This is a genomic window from Rahnella victoriana (assembly GCF_021276285.1).
GTDB classification, from domain to species: Bacteria; Pseudomonadota; Gammaproteobacteria; order Enterobacterales; family Enterobacteriaceae; genus Rahnella; species Rahnella victoriana.
Genome location: NZ_CP089919.1, coordinates 746,976 through 765,470, shown reverse-complemented (window position 1 = coordinate 765,470; position 18,495 = coordinate 746,976). Strand labels below are relative to the sequence as shown.

Annotated in this window: 16 protein-coding genes; 8 read left to right on the top strand and 8 right to left on the bottom strand. The window is 53.6% G+C overall.

The genetic code is table 11. The features are described 5' to 3' along the window. Positions 1-58: 58 nt before the first annotated feature. On the bottom strand, positions 59-604 hold the full coding sequence (locus J9880_RS03685) for a Csu type fimbrial protein (protein ID WP_095924729.1): 546 nt from the start codon (positions 602-604) through the stop codon (positions 59-61). Positions 605-1,024: 420 nt separating this feature from the next. Between J9880_RS03685 and J9880_RS03680 the strand changes: the two genes are divergently transcribed. Beyond that, positions 1,025-1,801, top strand: coding sequence for a YdcF family protein (locus J9880_RS03680; RefSeq protein WP_232770100.1), 777 nt, complete (start codon positions 1,025-1,027; stop codon positions 1,799-1,801). Here J9880_RS03680 and J9880_RS03675 read toward each other — a convergent pair. Beyond that, positions 1,780-3,336, bottom strand: coding sequence for an MFS transporter (locus J9880_RS03675; protein WP_095924731.1), 1,557 nt, complete (start codon positions 3,334-3,336; stop codon positions 1,780-1,782). The two genes, J9880_RS03680 and J9880_RS03675, sit on opposite strands and share 22 nt — an antisense overlap. Positions 3,337-3,452: 116 nt before the next feature. Here J9880_RS03675 and J9880_RS03670 point away from each other — a divergent pair, with 116 nt between their 5' ends. Next, entirely contained in the window at positions 3,453-4,331 is an 879-nt protein-coding gene (locus J9880_RS03670; protein WP_232770099.1) for a LysR substrate-binding domain-containing protein, read from the top strand. A gap of 110 nt (positions 4,332-4,441) precedes the next feature. On the opposite strand, the gene J9880_RS03665 is transcribed toward J9880_RS03670, so the two are convergent. Then, positions 4,442-6,541 carry a glycosyl hydrolase family 18 protein gene (locus tag J9880_RS03665; RefSeq protein WP_131694414.1) on the bottom strand — a complete coding sequence of 700 codons (2,100 nt, stop codon included), beginning with the start codon at positions 6,539-6,541 and terminating at the stop codon, positions 4,442-4,444. A 448-nt stretch (positions 6,542-6,989) separates the two neighbouring features. On the opposite strand from J9880_RS03665, the gene J9880_RS03660 reads away from it, so the two are divergent. From J9880_RS03660 to J9880_RS03645, 4 genes are all read left to right on the top strand, one after another. Next, positions 6,990-7,436, top strand: coding sequence for a winged helix-turn-helix domain-containing protein (locus J9880_RS03660; RefSeq protein ID WP_095924734.1), 447 nt, complete (start codon positions 6,990-6,992; stop codon positions 7,434-7,436). A gap of 21 nt (positions 7,437-7,457) precedes the next feature. After that, positions 7,458-8,000 (top strand): glycoside hydrolase family 108 protein, encoded by a 543-nt coding sequence (locus tag J9880_RS03655; protein ID WP_119827012.1) that lies wholly within the window; start codon positions 7,458-7,460, stop codon positions 7,998-8,000. A gap of 137 nt (positions 8,001-8,137) precedes the next feature. Further along, positions 8,138-9,082, top strand: coding sequence for a LysR family transcriptional regulator (locus J9880_RS03650; RefSeq protein ID WP_232770098.1), 945 nt, complete (start codon positions 8,138-8,140; stop codon positions 9,080-9,082). Between the two features lie 819 nt (positions 9,083-9,901). Beyond that, positions 9,902-11,689 (top strand): chitinase, encoded by a 1,788-nt coding sequence (locus J9880_RS03645; protein WP_232770097.1) that lies wholly within the window; start codon positions 9,902-9,904, stop codon positions 11,687-11,689. Positions 11,690-11,782: 93 nt separating this feature from the next. On the opposite strand, the gene J9880_RS03640 is transcribed toward J9880_RS03645, so the two are convergent. The 4 genes from J9880_RS03640 to J9880_RS03625 all read right to left on the bottom strand — a co-directional run bounded on the left by J9880_RS03640 (position 11,783) and on the right by J9880_RS03625 (position 15,409). Continuing rightward, the gene (locus J9880_RS03640) at positions 11,783-12,919 is read right to left on the bottom strand and encodes a pyridoxal phosphate-dependent aminotransferase (RefSeq protein WP_232770096.1); all 1,137 of its coding nucleotides are present in this window, start codon (positions 12,917-12,919) and stop codon (positions 11,783-11,785) included. Positions 12,920-12,945: 26 nt separating this feature from the next. Then, a complete protein-coding gene (locus J9880_RS03635) occupies positions 12,946-13,770 on the bottom strand; it encodes an amino acid ABC transporter permease (protein WP_095924738.1) in 825 nt (274 codons plus the stop codon). Beyond that, positions 13,770-14,588, bottom strand: coding sequence for a transporter substrate-binding domain-containing protein (locus J9880_RS03630; protein WP_119827004.1), 819 nt, complete (start codon positions 14,586-14,588; stop codon positions 13,770-13,772). Before J9880_RS03630 ends, J9880_RS03635 begins: the two co-directional genes overlap by 1 nt. Before the next feature lie 161 nt (positions 14,589-14,749). Further along, entirely contained in the window at positions 14,750-15,409 is a 660-nt protein-coding gene (locus tag J9880_RS03625) for a DUF1345 domain-containing protein (RefSeq protein ID WP_095924740.1), read from the bottom strand. 141 nt (positions 15,410-15,550) lie between these two features. Here J9880_RS03625 and J9880_RS03620 point away from each other — a divergent pair, with 141 nt between their 5' ends. Beyond that, a complete protein-coding gene (locus J9880_RS03620; protein ID WP_232770095.1) occupies positions 15,551-16,843 on the top strand; it encodes a hypothetical protein in 1,293 nt (430 codons plus the stop codon). Next, a complete protein-coding gene (locus tag J9880_RS03615; protein ID WP_095924742.1) occupies positions 16,840-17,475 on the top strand; it encodes a LysE family translocator in 636 nt (211 codons plus the stop codon). Before J9880_RS03620 ends, J9880_RS03615 begins: the two co-directional genes overlap by 4 nt. Here J9880_RS03615 and J9880_RS03610 read toward each other — a convergent pair. Next, entirely contained in the window at positions 17,465-18,280 is an 816-nt protein-coding gene (locus tag J9880_RS03610; protein WP_232770094.1) for a helix-turn-helix transcriptional regulator, read from the bottom strand. The two genes, J9880_RS03615 and J9880_RS03610, sit on opposite strands and share 11 nt — an antisense overlap. Between the last annotated feature and the right edge of the window lie 215 nt (positions 18,281-18,495).

The window sequence follows — 18,495 nt, the reverse complement described above, 5'->3', positions numbered from 1 at the left end:
TTCCTTCCTTGAAACAAAAGCCAGTCAGAACCGAAACCGGCTCTGATGGAAAACAGCCTTACCAGGAAAGAGTGGCAACAACGGTATCGTTATACGTCCCCGCAGCCGGTGTGGTGCTGGTCTGGTCAGCAGGCAGCACACGACCATAAATCGGGATATTTTGCGCAGTGGTGCCCGTCGTCAGCGTGATCGGCGTATTTATCGCGATCTCTGTCGTCCGTGCGGTGTCGGAATAGAGGCGGTAAGGAATGCTGGTGCCGCTGGAGGTCATGGTACGCAGCCCGCCGGTTGCCGCCAGACCGCCATTCAGTGACAGCGTCGGGGTCAGCCCGGTGCTACAGGTGATGGTCACGGCACCGGTGCCATTGGCACCAAACACCGTCCCGTTGATGACGCTGGTCAGATCCGCGTAGTTACCAAAGTTCAGGGTACCCCACTGGTTGGTCCCCCCCGTTGATGTGCCGTTACCGACAGTACAACCGGTGCTGATGGTCAGCTGAACGCCTACCTGCCCTGTTAAGGTACCGGCTGCCTGTGCGCCTGCGGCTAATGTCAGCGTTGCAGCGGCAAGAACGGCCAGTAATAATGAATTTTTTTCGCCCATGATGACTCCCAATAACAGCTTACACGGTTGTGTATGCATGCAACGTTGTTGCATGTGGAAATCCTCTGGTGGTCAGTAAGTGATGCTAAAAATGATAAAAAAGCGGGTAATAAACAGCGTTCAGGCCGGGACTTATGTTTTTCAGTGTTAACTGAATGAATCCCTGACCTTATGCAACTGAGGAAAAACGCCGTTATGGTTAAATATAAGTTAATAAATTTCCCTTAAGGGGATCTTTTCTCCATTTCCTTCAATAAGGATAAAAATTCTATAAATTACAAATTATCCAATTTTTATCCCGTTTATTCCTGTTTTCCATTGATAATGATTGCGTTACATCAACCAAACGATGAGATCATTTAACCATTAATAATGTGTTGTTATCGATAAGCCCTGAGCAATCCTTCAACGGAGCTACTGATGTTTTCTGACGATGTCATTAACGATATGAACCGGCTGGCGCGTTTTCTGTCTTTTGACCAGACCGGTGGGAAGGGCATAACCGGCACGCCTTCGCTGCTGATCCTGCTGGGTAATGCGATTTTACCGACGGCAGAAGCGGCGTTTCGGGCGCTGGCGCAGGGGCGCGTTTCACGCTTACTGATTGCCGGTGGCGTGGGGCATTCCACGGATTTACTGTATGACGCCGTTCGCCAGCATCCCGATTATCAGCACATTCCGCTGGCCGGACGCAGCGAGGCTGAGGTGCTTTATGACATCGGCATGCAGCACTTCGGGGGTTCACCGGCGCAGATTTTGCTGGAAACCGCATCCACCAATTGTGGCGACAATGCCTTACAGGCGCGGCGGGTGCTGGAGGCTGCGGGGGATCAGCATACGGCTGTCACGCTGGTGCAGGATCCGCTGATGCAGTTACGCACCGACGCCAGTTTCCGCCACGTCTGGCGCGACCGGCCTGAGGTGACGTTCCTCAACTGGCCGGTGCTGGTGCCACAGCTTGAACGCGAAGGGGAAGGGTTGCGCATTGCCGGAACCGGCCATCACAGCTTATGGTCGCTGCCGCGCTTTGTATCACTGCTGCTCGGCGAAATTCCGCGTCTGCGCAACGCGCCCGGCGGTTATGGCCCGCGCGGTGCGGGCTTTATTGCAGAGGTGACAATCCCGGCGGAGATTGAGGACATTTATGCCCGGCTGCGTCCGGTGCTGGAAGCGGATTACGGTGACAGATCCTTCTGACACACGGCGGGCGCGGTATCAGCGTCTTGCTGATGATTGCCGCGCAGCGCCAGTAATACCACCAGCGCGGAAAACAGCGTGATCGCCATCAGGCATAACAGCAACGGATGCAGCGAGGCGGCATAAATCTGCTGAAGCTGCGCCGTGCTGGCCTGCGGGATCAGTTGCTGTGCCACGGCCAGATTGCCGGTCGCCAGCCGTTGCGCGGCCTGACCGATCGCCCCTGAACTGACCGCGTCTGAGGTAAAGTGCGCCGTCAGTGCGCTGTGCGTTAAGGCCGACAGAATGGCACCGACTATCGCCAGCGAAATGCCTTCACCGGCCACACGGGTGGTGCTGAAAATACCGGTCGCCATGCCCGCCCGTTCTTTCGGGACCACACTGACCGAAAGACCATCCATCAGCCCCCACGGCAGACCGGTGCCGATGCCGATAATCAGCATCGGCGCGATCATGCCTGTGACATGCTGCGCCAGCACCGCCTGACTCAGCCAGCCCAGCCCGGCGGCGGCAATCACCAGACCGGAAGTACATAACACGCCAGCCGACATCCAGCGTGTCAGCCACGCTGCCAGCAACGGCACCACCAGCATCGGCACGGACAGCGCCATCATCATCAGCCCCGCCTGTTCTTCACTCAGACCCGCGACGCCGATAAACAGCATCGGCAGGATCACCAGCAGCACCACAAAACAGAAACCGGTCGCCAGCGGCAGTGCCTGTACGCCAATAAAACGGAGGTAACGGAACAGCGATAAATCCAGCATCGGGTTTTTCACGCGCCTTTCAACGGCGACAAACACCGCCAGCAACACCGCCGCTCCCGCCAGCAATGAAAGCACCGGCGTGCTGTAAAGGCCTGATTGCGGGATTTCCATCAGCGCCCAGGTCAGCAGCGCCAGCATGGCGGTGAAGGACGCCGTGCCCGGCCAGTCGATGCCCGTCGCCTGCGGATTACGGGTTTCGTGCATTTTGCCTGCACCGGTGACCAGCGCCAGTACGGCAATCACCGTCGCGGAGAAAAATACCGAACGCCAGCCGAAGTGTGCGATCAGCACCCCCGCAAGGAACGGGCCGAAGGCCAGACCGATGCCAAAACTGCTGCCCATCAGGCTGAAAGCCCGGGTACGCGCTGCGCCGTCGAATTCCTGAGCCAGTGCTGCCGCGCCGCCCGCCAGCGCCCCTGCGGCGGCGATGCCCTGTGCGGCGCGCAGTAAATCAATCCACAGCAAACTGTTGCTGAACGCCTGTAACAACGACAGCAGCGCAAACAGCGAGACGCCGCTGACGAACACTTTTTTGCGTCCCAGTTCATCGGCCAGCGCCCCGGCGGCCATCAGAAAACAGCCGAAGGTGAGCATAAACGCATTGGTTACCCAGCTCAGCGCCTGTGCGCTGCCGCCGAGTTCGCGGGCGATAGCCGGTGTTGCCACCGCGCCGCTGACAAAATTCAGCGGCAATATGACCGCCGCCAGACACACGGTAAAAAGAACGCGCAGGCTGCCTGCCGGAGTTGTGGTCGTTGATGAGTGCATTGGTTTCCCCAACGGGTTAAGGTTAACGATGATGATAAAATGTCGGCAATCTGGCGGAAACAGGCCACAAGTCCGATGATTCAGGACGAAAACGCTCGAATAAACGAGGGTAAAGAATGGAAAACCTTAATGGCCTGCTGGCCTTTGTCCGGGCGGCGCAAAGTCAGAGTTTTGCCGCGGCCGCAGAACGTATGGGCATTTCCGCCTCGGCGGTGGGCAAAAGCGTGGCGCGGCTGGAAGAAAAACTCAGTGTTCGGTTGTTTAACCGCAGCACGCGGCGCATCAGCCTGACCGATGAAGGCCAGCTGTTTTTTGAACGCTGCCAGAATATCGTTTCGCAACTGGAAGAGGCCGAGCAGGAACTGGTGCGCATTTCCGCCGTGCCGCGCGGCAAATTACGCATCACCGCCCCGGCTATCGGCTACCGCATGTTGTTGCCGCATCTGCCGGAATTTCGCCAGCGTTACCCGGAGGTGGAACTAGATCTGGATTTCAGCGACCGCATGGCCGATGTCATCGATGAAGGGTTTGATATCGCCATCCGCAGCGGAGATCTGAGCAACTCGCAGATGATGTCACGCCGTCTCGGGCCGTTCGGGTTTGCCATTGTGGGAAGTCCGGCCTATTTCGCCAGCCGTCCGGTGCCGCTAAGACCTGACGATCTTTATCAGCACGCCTGCCTGCGTTACCGGTTTCCCGGCAACGGCCAATGGCAGGAATGGGCGATGAACGGCGAGACGCCGCCGGAGCTGCCGCTGGCTCTGAGCAGCAATAATCTGGAGTCGATTTTACAGGCGGCTGTGCAGGGGCTGGGGCTGGCGTATGTACCGGAATTTATCGTGCGGCCTTATCTTGAATCCGGTGAGCTGATTGCTGTGTTGTCTGATTATCTGAAAGAGGGCGGGAAATTTTCAGTGGTCTGGCCGAGCAGCCGTCATATGCTGCCAAAAGTGCGGGTATTTATTGATTTTCTGACCGAAAAAAAAGTTCTGTGAGATCTCACACACGCATAAAAAACGGGGCACCAGGCCCCGTGGTACTTTTTATACAGGTCAAAAAAGGTTTATTACAGGTCAGAAGAGATTTATCTCAAGTCTGACGAGGTTCAGATTTGCTTCCACTGTGACCATTCACCGGTAAACTCGGCTTTGCCCGGCTGGTTATTCTGAGTCCAGTAGTTTGCCTGATAGTCTTTGCCGTTCAGACTGACTTTGTCGCCCGTGTTGTACACTTTGCTGGCATCCCAGGTGGCATATTTGCCCGCCGGAGACGGCGTTGGTGTAGGCGTCGGCGTTGGCTCCGGTTCCGGAGTCGGTTCCGGCGTCGGTTCAGGGGTTGGCTCCGGTGTTGGTTCCGGCGTCGGCTCTGGCGTTGGTTCCGGCTCAATGGCTGCATCACCCAGCACCGTCACGACGATGGATTTGGTCAGTGATTTCTCACCATGCTCATCGGTGACGACCAGAGAGAAGCTGAAGTCAGACTTACTGACCAGCTCCGGCGCAGTGAAGTCTGCCGATACAGCGCTATAAGAGGACAGCGCAATCGCGGCTGGCGCGGTCCATTTATAAGTCAGTTTGTCGTTGTCTTTATCGGCAGAACCCGCCCCACTCAGACGCACTTTCGCACCGCTGAACACCTGCAGGGTGATGTCACCGGTGGGTGCAACATTGCTTTCTGCAGGGATTTCATCATCCGGCACCTGACCACTGACATTGACGCCTTCAAAGTAGAAAGGTGACATATCAATAACTTTCTGCTCGATAGCGTAACCGAGGCCTTCACGGGCAGCATTGACCAGCAGACCGTTGTCCTGATCGATGGTCCAGGTAAACAGCGCACCCAGCCCTTTTTCAATGACATAACGGCCTTTTTCACGCACGGTACGCGGGGTATCAATGGACATAAAGAGGCCGGAATCTTTGCTGTAAAGGTAATCCGCATCCGCTACCTGGTCGGTGTACACCTCAAAGCCGTTGCGGCCTGACTGACTTTCCAGATCCAGATAGTTATTCACCAGGTCGTACCATTCGGTGGTGCCACTTTCGAATGAACCGACGGTTGTTTTCCCCTCATTTGGCGAGTAAGTGCCCTCCAGCGGAGAATAGCTTTCCAGCACGGCATTCTGCCCATTACGGGAATAAGCCGCATAACCGACGTTGATACGATCGGCCGGGAAGCCTTTAGCCAACAGGTATTCAACGATAGTATCGACCCCAAATCCGCCTTCAACCAGCGCACGCAGGTTGGTATGGTGAGCCAGTTTTTCTGCCCATGGTGTCCCGAAGAAGTCATACGTCATGACGTTAATACCATACAGACCAGCTTCCAGTAAGGCAGAAACGTTGGATTTTTCCAGAATGGCGACAACGGCGGAGCTGGCGATACTGATTTTCACATCAGAACGCTTGATGGCTTTCATCTCTTTGGTAATTTCAGCCAGCAGTAACGCATAGTTTGCACCATCATTATCGTCATACGGGTTGTTATTGCCGGCATTACCCGGATATTCCCAGTCAATATCCACTTCGCTGAACATCGGGAAACGGGTGAACAGACTGGCCACGCTTTTGGCAAAGATGGTACGTCCATCTGCGCTTTTCGCCATGTTGTGGAAACCGTTACTCAGGGTCCAGCCGCCAATACTCATCGACAGTACCAGATCATGCCCGACGGCTTTGGCGCGTTTTTGCAGATCACGCAACCCGCCAACCAGCCCTTTTACATTGGCTTGCGTCGCGCTGGTCGGAGAAAGCTCAACCCAGCCCGGATTGTCGAGATTGTTGTTGACGCTGGAGGCAAAGTCACCCCACGGATCCAGGAACGTTGCCTGATGAGTGGATTTGCCCAGTTGTTGCGCGGCACTTGCGACGGTATTGGCTTTTTCACCCTGATCGCCGACGATGCCGACGAAACCAAAGATGATTTTGTCATAAGCGGTTGGCGGGATATTTGCCAGATCAAAACCACGACCCCTTTTATCTGCCTCAATCTTTGGGTTTTGTAAACGGCCATCATATTGAGACCAGTCAGTATAATAGCCAAATACTTTAGGCTTATTAGCTTTAGTATATTTGTTATAAACCGGTTTAGTCACACGTGCGGAGGTATAGCTGTATTTCTCTGTTTCTGTGGCTGGATTAAATCCGTCGTCTTTATAGGAGGACTGGGTCAGCTCATCGGTCTTAATAATTTTGCTGGTAGGCATAGTATTTTCCTAAGATTTGAATGAATACATCAACAGCCGTTTGCTGCTGGTGGATATCTTCGACCTGGAAATAAAATCCGGCAAATCACATTGAGATATAAATAAAAGTGACTAAGCTAAAATTTGTGATTGCTTTTTGAGCGGTAAAAGTTGGCTAATTTTATCAGTATCAATAATCACGCTGATAACAAAATGAGTTATCCCAAATTGATCATTAAAAACACTATCTTTCAGTAAGTTGTGCCCCGTCATGATATTGAGTGAGAATTAAATTGTTTTTGAGTCTGACTCAATAGGCCCCGTTTTTTATTGATTCAGTCACATCTTAACTAAAATACTTAATATTATTCCTATTGCCTGTGGAGAAAATAATAAAAGCAGATACGCTTAATCATCAGCAAAGATTTAGCGGGGTTTCTCAGATGACTGAAATAATGGAGGGGAGAAGATGATGGCTGTGTACCTGATAAACAGTGAATATGTGTTTAATGAAAAAACCAAGGAGTTTAAAAAACTTCACAGTGATGTGAATATTAAACTGACCTCAATGAGAGCCCGCTGTCTGAGTTATATTATCGAGCATGCAAAAGATGAAGTCATCGAGAAAGAGGCGATATCACAAGCATTATGGGGAAGCCGAAGTAAATTCACCAGCGATGCCAGCCTGACCCAAACCCTTTATTTAATCCGACGCGATCTTAAATTTGCCGGGCTGGATGAATTTTTCATCACCGTACCGAAATCAGGAATACGGGTCAGTACGTCAGCCACGGTTGAAGTCATGGAGGAAAAAATGCCCCCCGGTAAAAGGTTCAGGCCGTGGTGGTGGCTGTTGGGTGTTGTCGTTTCACTGCTGGTGCTCGGTAGTGCGTTGTTCCTGACGCTTCAACTTTAACCGTTGTCGGAGGAATACCTTATGTTTACCAATCCTGTGATCAATTCCGTGCTGAAAAACGAAGGGGGTTATGTGGACCACCCGGACGATACCGGCGGCCCGACCCACTGGGGGATCACCGAAAAAACCGCCCGCAGTTACGGCTACACCGGAAAAATGACCGATTTCACTAAAGAAGATGCCTACCTGATCCTCGAGAAAAATTACTGGTATCAGCCGGGTTTTGACAAGGTCTATGTCATCGCGCCGGTACTGGCGCTGGAACTGTGCGATACCGGCACTAACATGGGGCCGGTGGTCGGCATCAAATGGCTGCAACGCTGGCTGAATGTGTTTAATCAGGGAGGCTCGCAGTATGCCGATATCGCGGTGGACGGCAGGATCGGCCCCGGCACGCTGAAGGCACTTGAGCAGTTCATCCAGAAGCGCGGTGCCGAAGGGGCGGGTGTGCTGGTCACTTCTCTCAACTGCAGCCAGGGGCAACGTTATCTGGAACTGGCCGAAGGTCGCACGGCCAATGAAAGCTTTGTCTATGGCTGGATGAAGGGACGGATAAATCTTTAATATATGGCGCAATATTTTTTATTCTGAACTCTGTGCATTACCTGTGTCTATAAAGGGTAGATTTTTATGAAAACAAAATGCATAAAGAACTGTGCTATTTATTTCGCAGTAAACTATCCCTTTTATCTGGAGAGTGAATGATGAATCAAAGAAGTGCAATTAATTTTGATTACAATCTGATCAAGATAATGAACGAAGTGATTGTATCCGGGAATATTTCAAAAGCAGCGGAGAATCTGAGCCTTACACCCTCGGCAGTGAGTTTATCGATAAATAAACTCAGGCGTCATCTGGGGGAGGATTTGTTCTACCGCACGGCAACCGGACTGAAACCGACGGCCACGGCGCTGGATATTCATGATTCTTTTGTTAATGCCATCACCATCATTGAAGACGTTTTACAGTCGAGCCGTACTGAAGGTCCTTCCTGCCCAATTTTACGGGTGATGTGCCCGGATGCCCTGGAAGATTATTATTTTAACCGGATGTATAAGAACGATAGCGGGAAATCAGTAAAAGTTGAATTTTCAAATGTGAATAATATTAAGAGTGATGAAATGGTAAAGAGTTTGTTGCAGGCAAACATTGATGTGGTCATTTCGCATCATGCCCTGCAGCATGATAAAATCACCTCGGTGAAAATAGATTCCATGGATAATTTTGTTATTCTGTGCGGTGCGAGCAGTTTATTATCCAATCAGAAAGAGCTGGCCCTGATGCATTACTACGCATTACCCCATGCAGTTTATAACGACGGTATTTATAATGATTTCACCGGCCTGTTGGGCACCACGCTGACGATTAATACGCCCTATGCTGGCCTGGTTAAAGTGATTTACCGGTCTTCTTCCATCAACGGCATCATCAGCGCCCTTGAACGCAGCGATATGCTCACGGTGCTTCCCAGATTACTGGCGGACTACTTCATCAAGGAACGGCACTGTAAATTAAAATGCTTTGATCTCCCTAAGGAAATTTCTATCAATGACTCCAGCGTCTACATGAACTACCTCACCAACAGCAGCAAACGGCGTTACGTTCATCTGGTGATGTCTCAGCTTAACAGTCCCGAGTCAGTGTGAAACATGTGGCAGGAAATACGATTGACCGTATTAACAACAGAATATTTTAATTTTTAATGTGTGTTTTATCGATAATCTGCACCAGATGATTAAAATTAATTATTGAGGTGAAATGATTATTACTGCGTGATAACCCGATGATGATTGTGACAGTTATATGAATGGCACTTCATCTATCTGCAGGGTTTTCATCCGAACAGTTTTCAGGCAAAAGAAGTTGGGTTTGTCGGGTTAGAATGATGAGTTTCAGGATCAGTTATATCGTTCACGGAAGGGGGTTGTGCATGATATTATGCGCTGTAAAACCAAACCGGCGGTGGATGATATTTATAAATACTTTGCGCAACATGTTGTATTGTTTTTTTACCGGTTTTACTTTACGGGTTGTTCTTATTGAAAGGGAAAGCATTTCAATATGATTTTTATTTCCCCCGGGACCGGAGGTGTATCAGGTGGGCCATTATTAATAATAGTGATTGGCTGTGTTAAAAAGTGGGCAACGACCTTTACGTTTACCCAACAGTAAACGCACTGAGTAACTGGAAGTCTATTATTGCGTTATAAATGATGCGGATTGATCCCTGGTGGATCAGTCCGCATTTTTTTAATCTGCACGAACGTGAGAGGCTTTATTTGATAAACATCATCCTGCTTTTATGATGTTTATGACTCTGATTTTATTAGGGGGTGATGCGCTGAAGCGATTAGCCTTTTCTCTGACAGGGCAGGGACGCATGACAGTCACTCTGGCCAGTTAACAGTATGCAGAAAATGTTTTTCAGCATTTAACTCCGTCTCTCAATATATAAGGTTATCCTTATGCGCAGAATTAAACATACATCGCTTATTCCTCTTATTACCCTTTCCTGTCTGCTGGCGGGTACGGGGACGGCAATAGCCGCGGATGCGTCAGACCCCTATGTCATCAAAGAAAGTGACCTGATTAAAAAAGAAAACAGCCTCACCCAAAATCCGCTGATGCAGGAAGTGAAGGCTTCTATCCGCACGCTGGATAATGATGCGGTAGACAAAATCGCCCCCGGCCGCAGCGATAACCCGGCCAACGTGAAGCGGGTGGACAGCATTCTGGGCAGCGATAAATGGGAGCACATCTTCCCTCTGCGCGAACCAAGTTACACCTATACCCGGTTCCTGCAGGCGATTGGTAAGTTCCCGGCGGTGTGCGCCACCTACACCGACGGGCGTGATTCCGATGCTATCTGCCGCAAGGTGCTGGCCACCATGTTCGCGCACTTTGCACAGGAAACCGGCGGCCACGAAAGCTGGCGTCCGGAAGCCGAATGGCGTCAGGGGCTGGTCTACCTGCGGGAAATGGGCTGGCAGGAAGGACAGAAAGGCGGCTACAACGGTGAATGTAATCCGAACGTCTGGCAGGGACAAACCTGGCCGTGCGGCAAAGATGCCGACGGTGATTTCGTCAGCTACTTCGGTCGCGGTGCTAAACAGCTCTCCTATAACTACAACTACGGACCGTTCTCCGATGCGATGTTTGGCACGGTCAGAACCCTGCTGGATAAACCGGAGCTGGTGGCAGATACCTGGCTGAACCTCGCCAGCGCGGTGTTCTTCTTCGTGACGCCGCAGGCGCCGAAACCGAGCATGTTGCATGTCATCGACGGCACCTGGCAGCCAAACGATCGGGATAAAGCCAACGGTCTGGTCCCGGGGTTCGGCGTGACCATTCAGATCATCAACGGCGGTGTCGAATGCGGTGGCGCACAGGAAATCGCGCAGGGCCTGAACCGTATTTCCTATTACAAAAGTGAAGCCGAATACCTGAACGTGCCGGTTCCGGCCAATGAAGTGCTGGGCTGTAAAAACATGAAGCAGTTTGATGAAGGCGGCGCGGGCGCATTGCCACAGTACTGGGAACAGGACTGGGGATGGTCAGCAGAAACGCCAACCGGCCTGACTTATTCCTGTCAGCTGGTCGGCTACCAGACGCCGTTCTCGGCGTTCAAGGAAGGCGATTACAAACGCTGCGTCCAGCACTTCTTTAACGTGAAAGTGGTGGATGACGCCGGTCAGGAAGAAGCGGTGACGCCAGCGCCTGAACCAACGCCGACGCCAGCACCAACACCGGAACCGACCCCTGCGCCAGCTGGCAATTCCGCGCCGGTGGCAAAACTGTCCGGTCCGATTGGCGAAGTGGAAAGTCAGGCGAATGTCACGCTCAACGCAGCGGAATCTACCGATGCGGATGGCGACAAACTGACCTACAGCTGGTTGCTGCCGAACGGTAATACGCTGGCGGGCGCTGATCGTGAATCGCTGAGTTTTGTTGCACCGGTAGTCACCCGCAAACAAAGCTTCAACTTCACCCTGACCGTTTCCGACGCGAAGAAAAGCAGTGTGGCAACCTATGTTCTGACCGTCACGCCGAAGGTACTGCCAATTCCGGATGAAGGCACCAGCACCAGCTGCGCCAACAACTGGGATGCCGGCAAAGTGTATAACGGCGGCGAAAGTGTTAACTGGAAAGGTAAAGAGTATCTGGCGAATTACTGGACTCAGAATAATGAGCCAGGTAACCCGTCGTTCACCGGTGAATGGTCACAGTGGAAAGAGATCAAAGCCTGTAAGTAACCTTTATGTAAGCTGTCCGGTTTCCGTTCATCGGGGAAAACTAAAATGGGTGCGATATCCGCGCCCATTTTTTTCATCCGCTGAACGGCAATCTTATGACGGCCGTTGATCCAGCCAGGCACCCATTTCTGTTAATGCCTGCTCAAGGTTCGCCCGGCCAAAGCCGATACGCAGAAAATCTTCCGGCACGGCGGTCAGTTCCGAGGCATAGGCCACGGAAGGGATCACCATCACGCCAGCCTGTTCCACCAGTTGTGTGGCAAAAGCTTGTGCGCCTTCCGCACCGGTATAACGCACAAACGCCAGCACCCCGGCCTTCGGCAGAGACAGCTGAAACAGATGCGGATACCGCGCCAGAAAAGTGGTCAGCAGGGTGAGCTGATGACGTGAACGCTGCATCACCCGTTCGAGGATCGGGGCGCGGGCATTCAGGGCAATCGTGGTGAGCATTTCACCGGGCAGGGCGTTGCAGATCGACAGATACTGCTTCATGCGCTCCAGGTCCCGCATCCACGCCTTATCCTGACACGCCACCCAGCCTATCCGCAGACCCGGCAAGCCGTAGGCTTTCGAGGTGACATTCAGCGAAATGCCGCGCTCATACATATCCGCCAGTTGTGGCAGCCGGTCCGCCGGATCAAACTCAGTCAGGCGATACACTTCGTCAGAGAAGATCCAGATCCCGCGCGCGCGGCACATGTCGACCAGTTCATTGAGTTGCTGATGGCTGATCAGCGCGCCGGTCGGGTTATGCGGAAAGTTAATCACCAGCACTTTGGTTTCAGGGCGCAGGGCGGCGCGCACTTTTTCAGTGTCCAGCGCCCAGTCGTTGTTTTCATCGAGCGCCACGCCGGTGACGTCACAACGCGACAGCGGCACGCTTTCCAGCGACTGATAATTGGGCGTAATGACCACCGCGTGATCACCGGCGTTCAGCAGCATCTGGAAGCAGGCGTAAATCGCCTCGTCGGCTCCGGCAAAGCTGATGATGTCGTCGGGCGTGATGCGGTCGTAAGTGGTCGCGATGGCGGCCAGCAGTTCCGGCGTTCCGCGCAGCGGCGGGTAATCCAGCACGGCCTGCATAAATGGCGCGCGATGTGCTTCGCCCGCCAGCGCAAACAGCGTGTCGGTGCTCATCGATTCCGGATAGGACGAGGACAGCGGAAAGCGCACGGCGTGCTCAAGACGTGAGAGGTAGCTGATTAAACGAAAATCTTCAGGAAAAGCCATGACGTACCTGCGATAAAAGTCAGAAGTTAGCGGCGATGCCCCTGGGCAAAACGTCGCTCGAGACGGCTTTGCAACAGTTCCAGCACGATCGACATGATCCAGTAAATCGCGGCGGCGGTGGCCAGCATTTCCATATACCGGTAAGTGCTGCGCCCGTAGGATTGCGCCAGAAAATTGAGTTCCCACAATCCCATCAGCGACACCAGCGACGAATCTTTCAGCATCGAAATAAACATCGAACCGGCCGGAGGAATGATGATGCGCAGCGCCTGCGGCGCGGTGACATGTACCGCCACTGTCCAGCGCGACACGCCGAGCGCCAGCGCCGCTTCCTGCTGACCACGCGGCACCGACAACACGCCGCTGCGGATGGTTTCGGCCAGATACGCGCCGTAGTTCATCGACAGCGCAATGATCCCCGAGCTGAGCGCACCGAGCACAATGCCGAACTGCGGCAGCGCCAGATAGATAATCAGCACCTGAACCAGCAGCGGCGTACCGCGAAACAGCGAGGCGTAAAAGGTGGCGCAGCCGAACGCCAGCGCGTTACCGGACATACGGCCGAGCGCGGTGACCAGCCCGATCAGCAGACAGAAAAACATCGAGCAGGCGGTGATCATAATGGTCAGCGCCGCGCCCTGAATAAAACCGTCGGGCGACAGGCGCAGGCCGAGCAGGAACGGCAGTTTCTGGCTGATCAGACTCCAGTCCAGCCCCATTTTGCTGAAGGTGCCGAGCAGCAGGCTGAGCAGGATCAGCCACGTCAGCCCGGTTTTAAAGGTAAACGCGTGTGCGTGGTGCCAGCGCGCAGGCGTGTCCACCTTCGGCTGGCTGTCCGGCAGTTGCGGCATCAGGGAACCTCGTGCGTAATATCTTCACCCAGCCAGTGCTGCGAGATTTTTGCCAGCGTGCCGTCGTCGCGCAGCGATTTCAGGGTGTCCGCCACTTTCTTATCCCATTCAGCATCGCCCTTGTCGGTCGCTATCCAGTTCGGTTCGGCATAAAGCTCGGTGACGATTTTAAACACTGGCGCGCGTTTGATGCGGGCGTTGGCGGTGGCGAGATCGGACACCACGCCGTCGAGGCGGACACCCGGCCCGAGCGCCAGATTCTGGAACGCCACTTCTTCGTCACTCGGAATGACCTGCACGTTATCAAACGGGAAGACGATCGGTTTGCTGCCGGGGATCACCAGCGTTTTTTGCAGGTAAGTTTCGTAAGTCGAACCGATACCGACGCCGATCTTTTTATTGCTGAGATCGGCGGCCGATTTGATGCTGTCGTCTTTCTTATTGACCACCAGCACCGCCGGAGAGTTGTAATACGGCGTCGGGAAATCCAGCACTTTGGCGCGCTCGGTATTCGGCGTCATCGAGCAGATACAGGTGTCCCAGCGCCCCTGCCATTTGCCGCCGACGATGGTTTCCCAGCCCGGCGCGATCAGTTCCAGCTTCACGCCCATGCGCTGCGCCACGGCTTTCGCCACATCCACGTCAAAACCGGCCAGCTGATTATTGTCATCAATAAAACCGAACGGCGGATAGTCGTTGACGATGGCATTACGCAGCACGCCGGTTTTGGTCACGCGATCCAGCGTGGTACCGGCAAACGAGGCGGCGGAAAACAGCGTGGCGGCAAGGAGAGTCACAGCAACAAACGGAGTGCGCATAAACAAAGTTTCCTTAAACGTAACCAGAATGGGGAAATATTGTAAAAACCTACACTAAGTTTTAGACGTATAGAAGTCTAAATTCCGGGTTTTCAGACTTACAGTGAACTCTGCGGAAAATCCCCCTCATGGCAGCGCATTACTTCAAACCCGCCCTCCTGCTAACTGAGTAATCCGGCGCCGACGTTAATCGACAGCCCGAGAATGGCCAGATTAAACACAAAGGAAATCACCGACTGCAGCAGCGCGATTTGCCGCATGTCGGTGGTGCCGGTCGCCACGTCAGCGGTCTGCGACGCCACGGCGATGGTGAACGAGAAATACAGGAAATCCCAGTAACCCGGCGCGTCCGGCTTTTCGGGGAAGATCATCGGCGTCACGTCTTTGCTGCGCCGCAGGTAATGATGATGGGCGTAATGCATGGCGAAAGAGGTCGGCAGCAGCGCCCAGGAGGCAATCAGCGTCGTGGCGGTCAGCAGAATATGTAAGCCTTTGGCGGTGCCGGTCAGCGTCTTGAGCGAACCCAGTTCCAGCAGGATCGCCAGAATGCTCACCAGACAGGTGATGGTCACCAGCGTCAGCACCAGCGTGGCGCTTTCATCCTGCGTTTTGGCGATATGCGGGATATCTTTCGCCTCCGTGCGCAACATGCGAAACCACAGAAAAAACAGGTACAGCCAGGCCAGCACATTCCAGCCAATCATCAGGCGCTGCAACACGCCCAGATGGCCGGGAAGGGCAAAAAAGCACAGCAGTCCGGCAACGAGGGAAATCAGTAACCGGCTCCGGCCATGAAAAGAGTGAAGCAGGGAAAAACGCATGGTGTCAGGCACCTGGCAAAAAGAAACGGATAACCTAACTGTAGACGCTGGCCGTCAGGGGGATGCGCAATTTCTTCCAATACCCGATCCTGCGGGAGTGATGTAGTGAACCCTCTCCATTGCGCTCAAGGGTTTGACACTATGTTTACAACGTCATTTTGGCCAGCCGCGGCGGCATATCAGGTTTCAATGATGGATCTGGATGCCCCGGAAAATTTAAATCCCAAAGCTTTGCAAACTATTCATTACTGCCTGCGCCTGACCGAAGCCATCAACCAGCTGGAAGCGGCCTGCGAAAGCCGTTTGCTGGAAGCACTGCGTGAGGAGATGTCGATTCAGTGTTTCCGTTTAGCGCCGCTGTTTGACGATCCCGATACCCGGCGCGGGCTGTTTTTGCGCGCGGAAATGCTGGCGGATGACAGTTGCGGAAAAACAATCTTGCCGCAAATTGCCGGGCTGAATGAACAGCAGCTGGTGCTCGGCATTGGCCGCACCTCGACGTGGGTCGGAAAATCGAAACAGAGCTTTTATTCCTCGTGGTTTGGCGAGCCGGCGCCTGTGTTGCAGGAAATCTCCGATGTGATGGACAGCCTGTTCCCGGAAAGCCTGCTGTATCTGCAAAAGGAAATTTCTGCCGATTTACTGGCGATGCCGGGCTGCGCGTACAAAATCATCAACCTGTTCGGCATTGCCGGAGAGGCCAATACCTATCCCAAACATTTTGCCTATTTCTTCCCGGAAGACGAGGGGCTGAAGTATTCACCGGTCAAACGCACGGTGGTGTTCGCCAACACCTATCTGCAGCTGTTTGAACTGTTCTCGCGTAATGAAGCGATAAAAATGGGCTGGGCAGACGACGCCCTGCCGGACTGCCATACCTGCCAGCGTTATCTGATCGCCTGGTTCCGCGGGCACGATCTCGGGCACTCGCTGGTGCGTAACGAAAACGTCTTCCCGAAAATCAGCAAGATAGATCGCTGGGGATCGATGATGGTGCAGGAAGCGCTGGCCGATCAGTTTGGCCTGCTGATGTGCCTGACGCCGCAGGTGGCCGGGGGGTTGCAGCTCGACCCTACCGTGCTGGCGCGGATCTACTTCCTGGAAATGCTGCGCTACCTGCGCCGGGGTCCGGCGAGTTATCCGGATGCCGGTGCCGCGTGGATCCAGTTCAATTATTTGCGCGAGCACGGCTGCATTGAACTGTCGGCGGAGTCGGTGGTTTTCCATCCTGAACTGTTCTGCCGGCAAATGGCCGACCTCACCCGTCTGATGAGTGAGGAACTGCTGGGCGGCGATGCGGATCGCGCGCAGGCGTTCATGCTGCAACATTGCCCGCACAACAACCCGGAAGATGTGGCGATCCTGATGGCCCGCCTTGGCACCACCAACGACATGATTGAATACAACCAGTTAATTAAGAGAGTCCCGTTATGATGCCGTTTTCAAATGGATTTTTGCTCAGCCTGTCGCTGTGTCTGGATATAGGGATTGCCAACATCGCCATGATGACGCTGGCGATGCAACGGGGGTATTTTCACGGTTTCTGGCTGGGGATTGGCACCTGCATCGGCGATCTGATCTATGCGGTGCTGGCGCTGGCCGGGATGACGATTTTGCTGCAATACCAGAGTGTGCGCTGGGTGCTGTGGGTCGGTGGCTCGCTGATGCTGATGTGGTTTACCTACAAAATGATCCGTGCGGCGCTGGCACCGGCGGAAGATCTGCAAACCGGTGACAACGCGCAGCCGCGTTCGGTGATCCGCAATTTCGGTCGCGGCGTCCTGCTGGCCATGTCGTCTCCGACCGCCATTTTGTGGTTTGCGGCGGTCGGCGGCGCGCTGATTTCCCGTATGGGACAGGGCGGGCCGGTGGTGGCGTCGTGGTTCCTCAGCGGCTTCTTTATCGCCGGAGTGTTCTGGACCGTGGTGATCTGTTCGGTGGGCAGCCTCGGCGGCAAAATGCTCGGCACCAAAATGCTAAAATACTCCTACGTGGCTTCGGCGGTGATCTTCTCGTACTTTGCGTTGTACGTGGTGATCACCGGTTACCGCGAGTTCATCGTATAACCGGCTGGCTCAGGGATGACGAGGCGTGGAGCGACAGGGAATAGAGGTGGGGCGTGATCCCCATCATTTTACGGAAAGTATTAATAAAGTGGCTCTGATCGTAAAAGCCGAGACTGATCGCCACATCCAGCGCGTTATTGTTTTTGCGCAGCTGATTACGGGCTTCCAGTAAACGCAGTTGCATATGGTATTGCAGCGGCGGCATACCGATATGCTGGCGGAAAAGGCGGACAAAGTGGAATTTGCTCAGTCCGCTGATTTGCGCCAGCGTGTCGAGATGGATTTTCCGCGTCAGATGGTCGCGCATAAAATCCAGCGCCAGCGTAATTGGCCGCAAAGACTGTTCCTGCTCCCTCGCCGGTTCTTCCAGCAATGCACCCAGCAGCCACAACAGATTCTGCTCCTGATCGTCATCGTTCAGCGTGCGTTTGTAATGACACAGCGCGGAAAACAATGCCGGATTGCTGAGCACGCCTTCGGTGAGCACCGGCGCGCAGTGATCGGAACGCAGATTGTGATCGACCGACACCTGACGCAGTAAAGACTGCGGAATATGCACGCTGAGGAATTCCACTTTGTCCTTACCGAACAGCGAAGACTGAATGGTACCCGGATTATAAATGGTGATGTCACCGCCGCGCACCAGCCCGGTTTTGCCGTGCAGCCAGATTTCTTCCGTGCCGCTCAGGTTGGCGCTGATGACATATTCGTCATGCGTGTGACGCGGGAATGAGGAATTGCTCGCGGTCAGATGCGAGCATTCAATGTCATTTGCCATCGTCCATTCAGAAATAGAAAGAGACACATTACACCCCGAAAATCATTGCTGCGCTGAAAAAGGGACTGCATAGGTTTTTCTTATGTAAAATTTATAGCACAAAATGTTAACAACAAAAGCGAGGAAAATTCATCTTCAACTCAACAGGCTGGGATTTTCAGAATTTGCCCATAAGGCAATGCTGACGCAGGTAAAGATCGGGGCACGCTCTGAATGTTAAATAACAGGCGCAGTCGTTATTT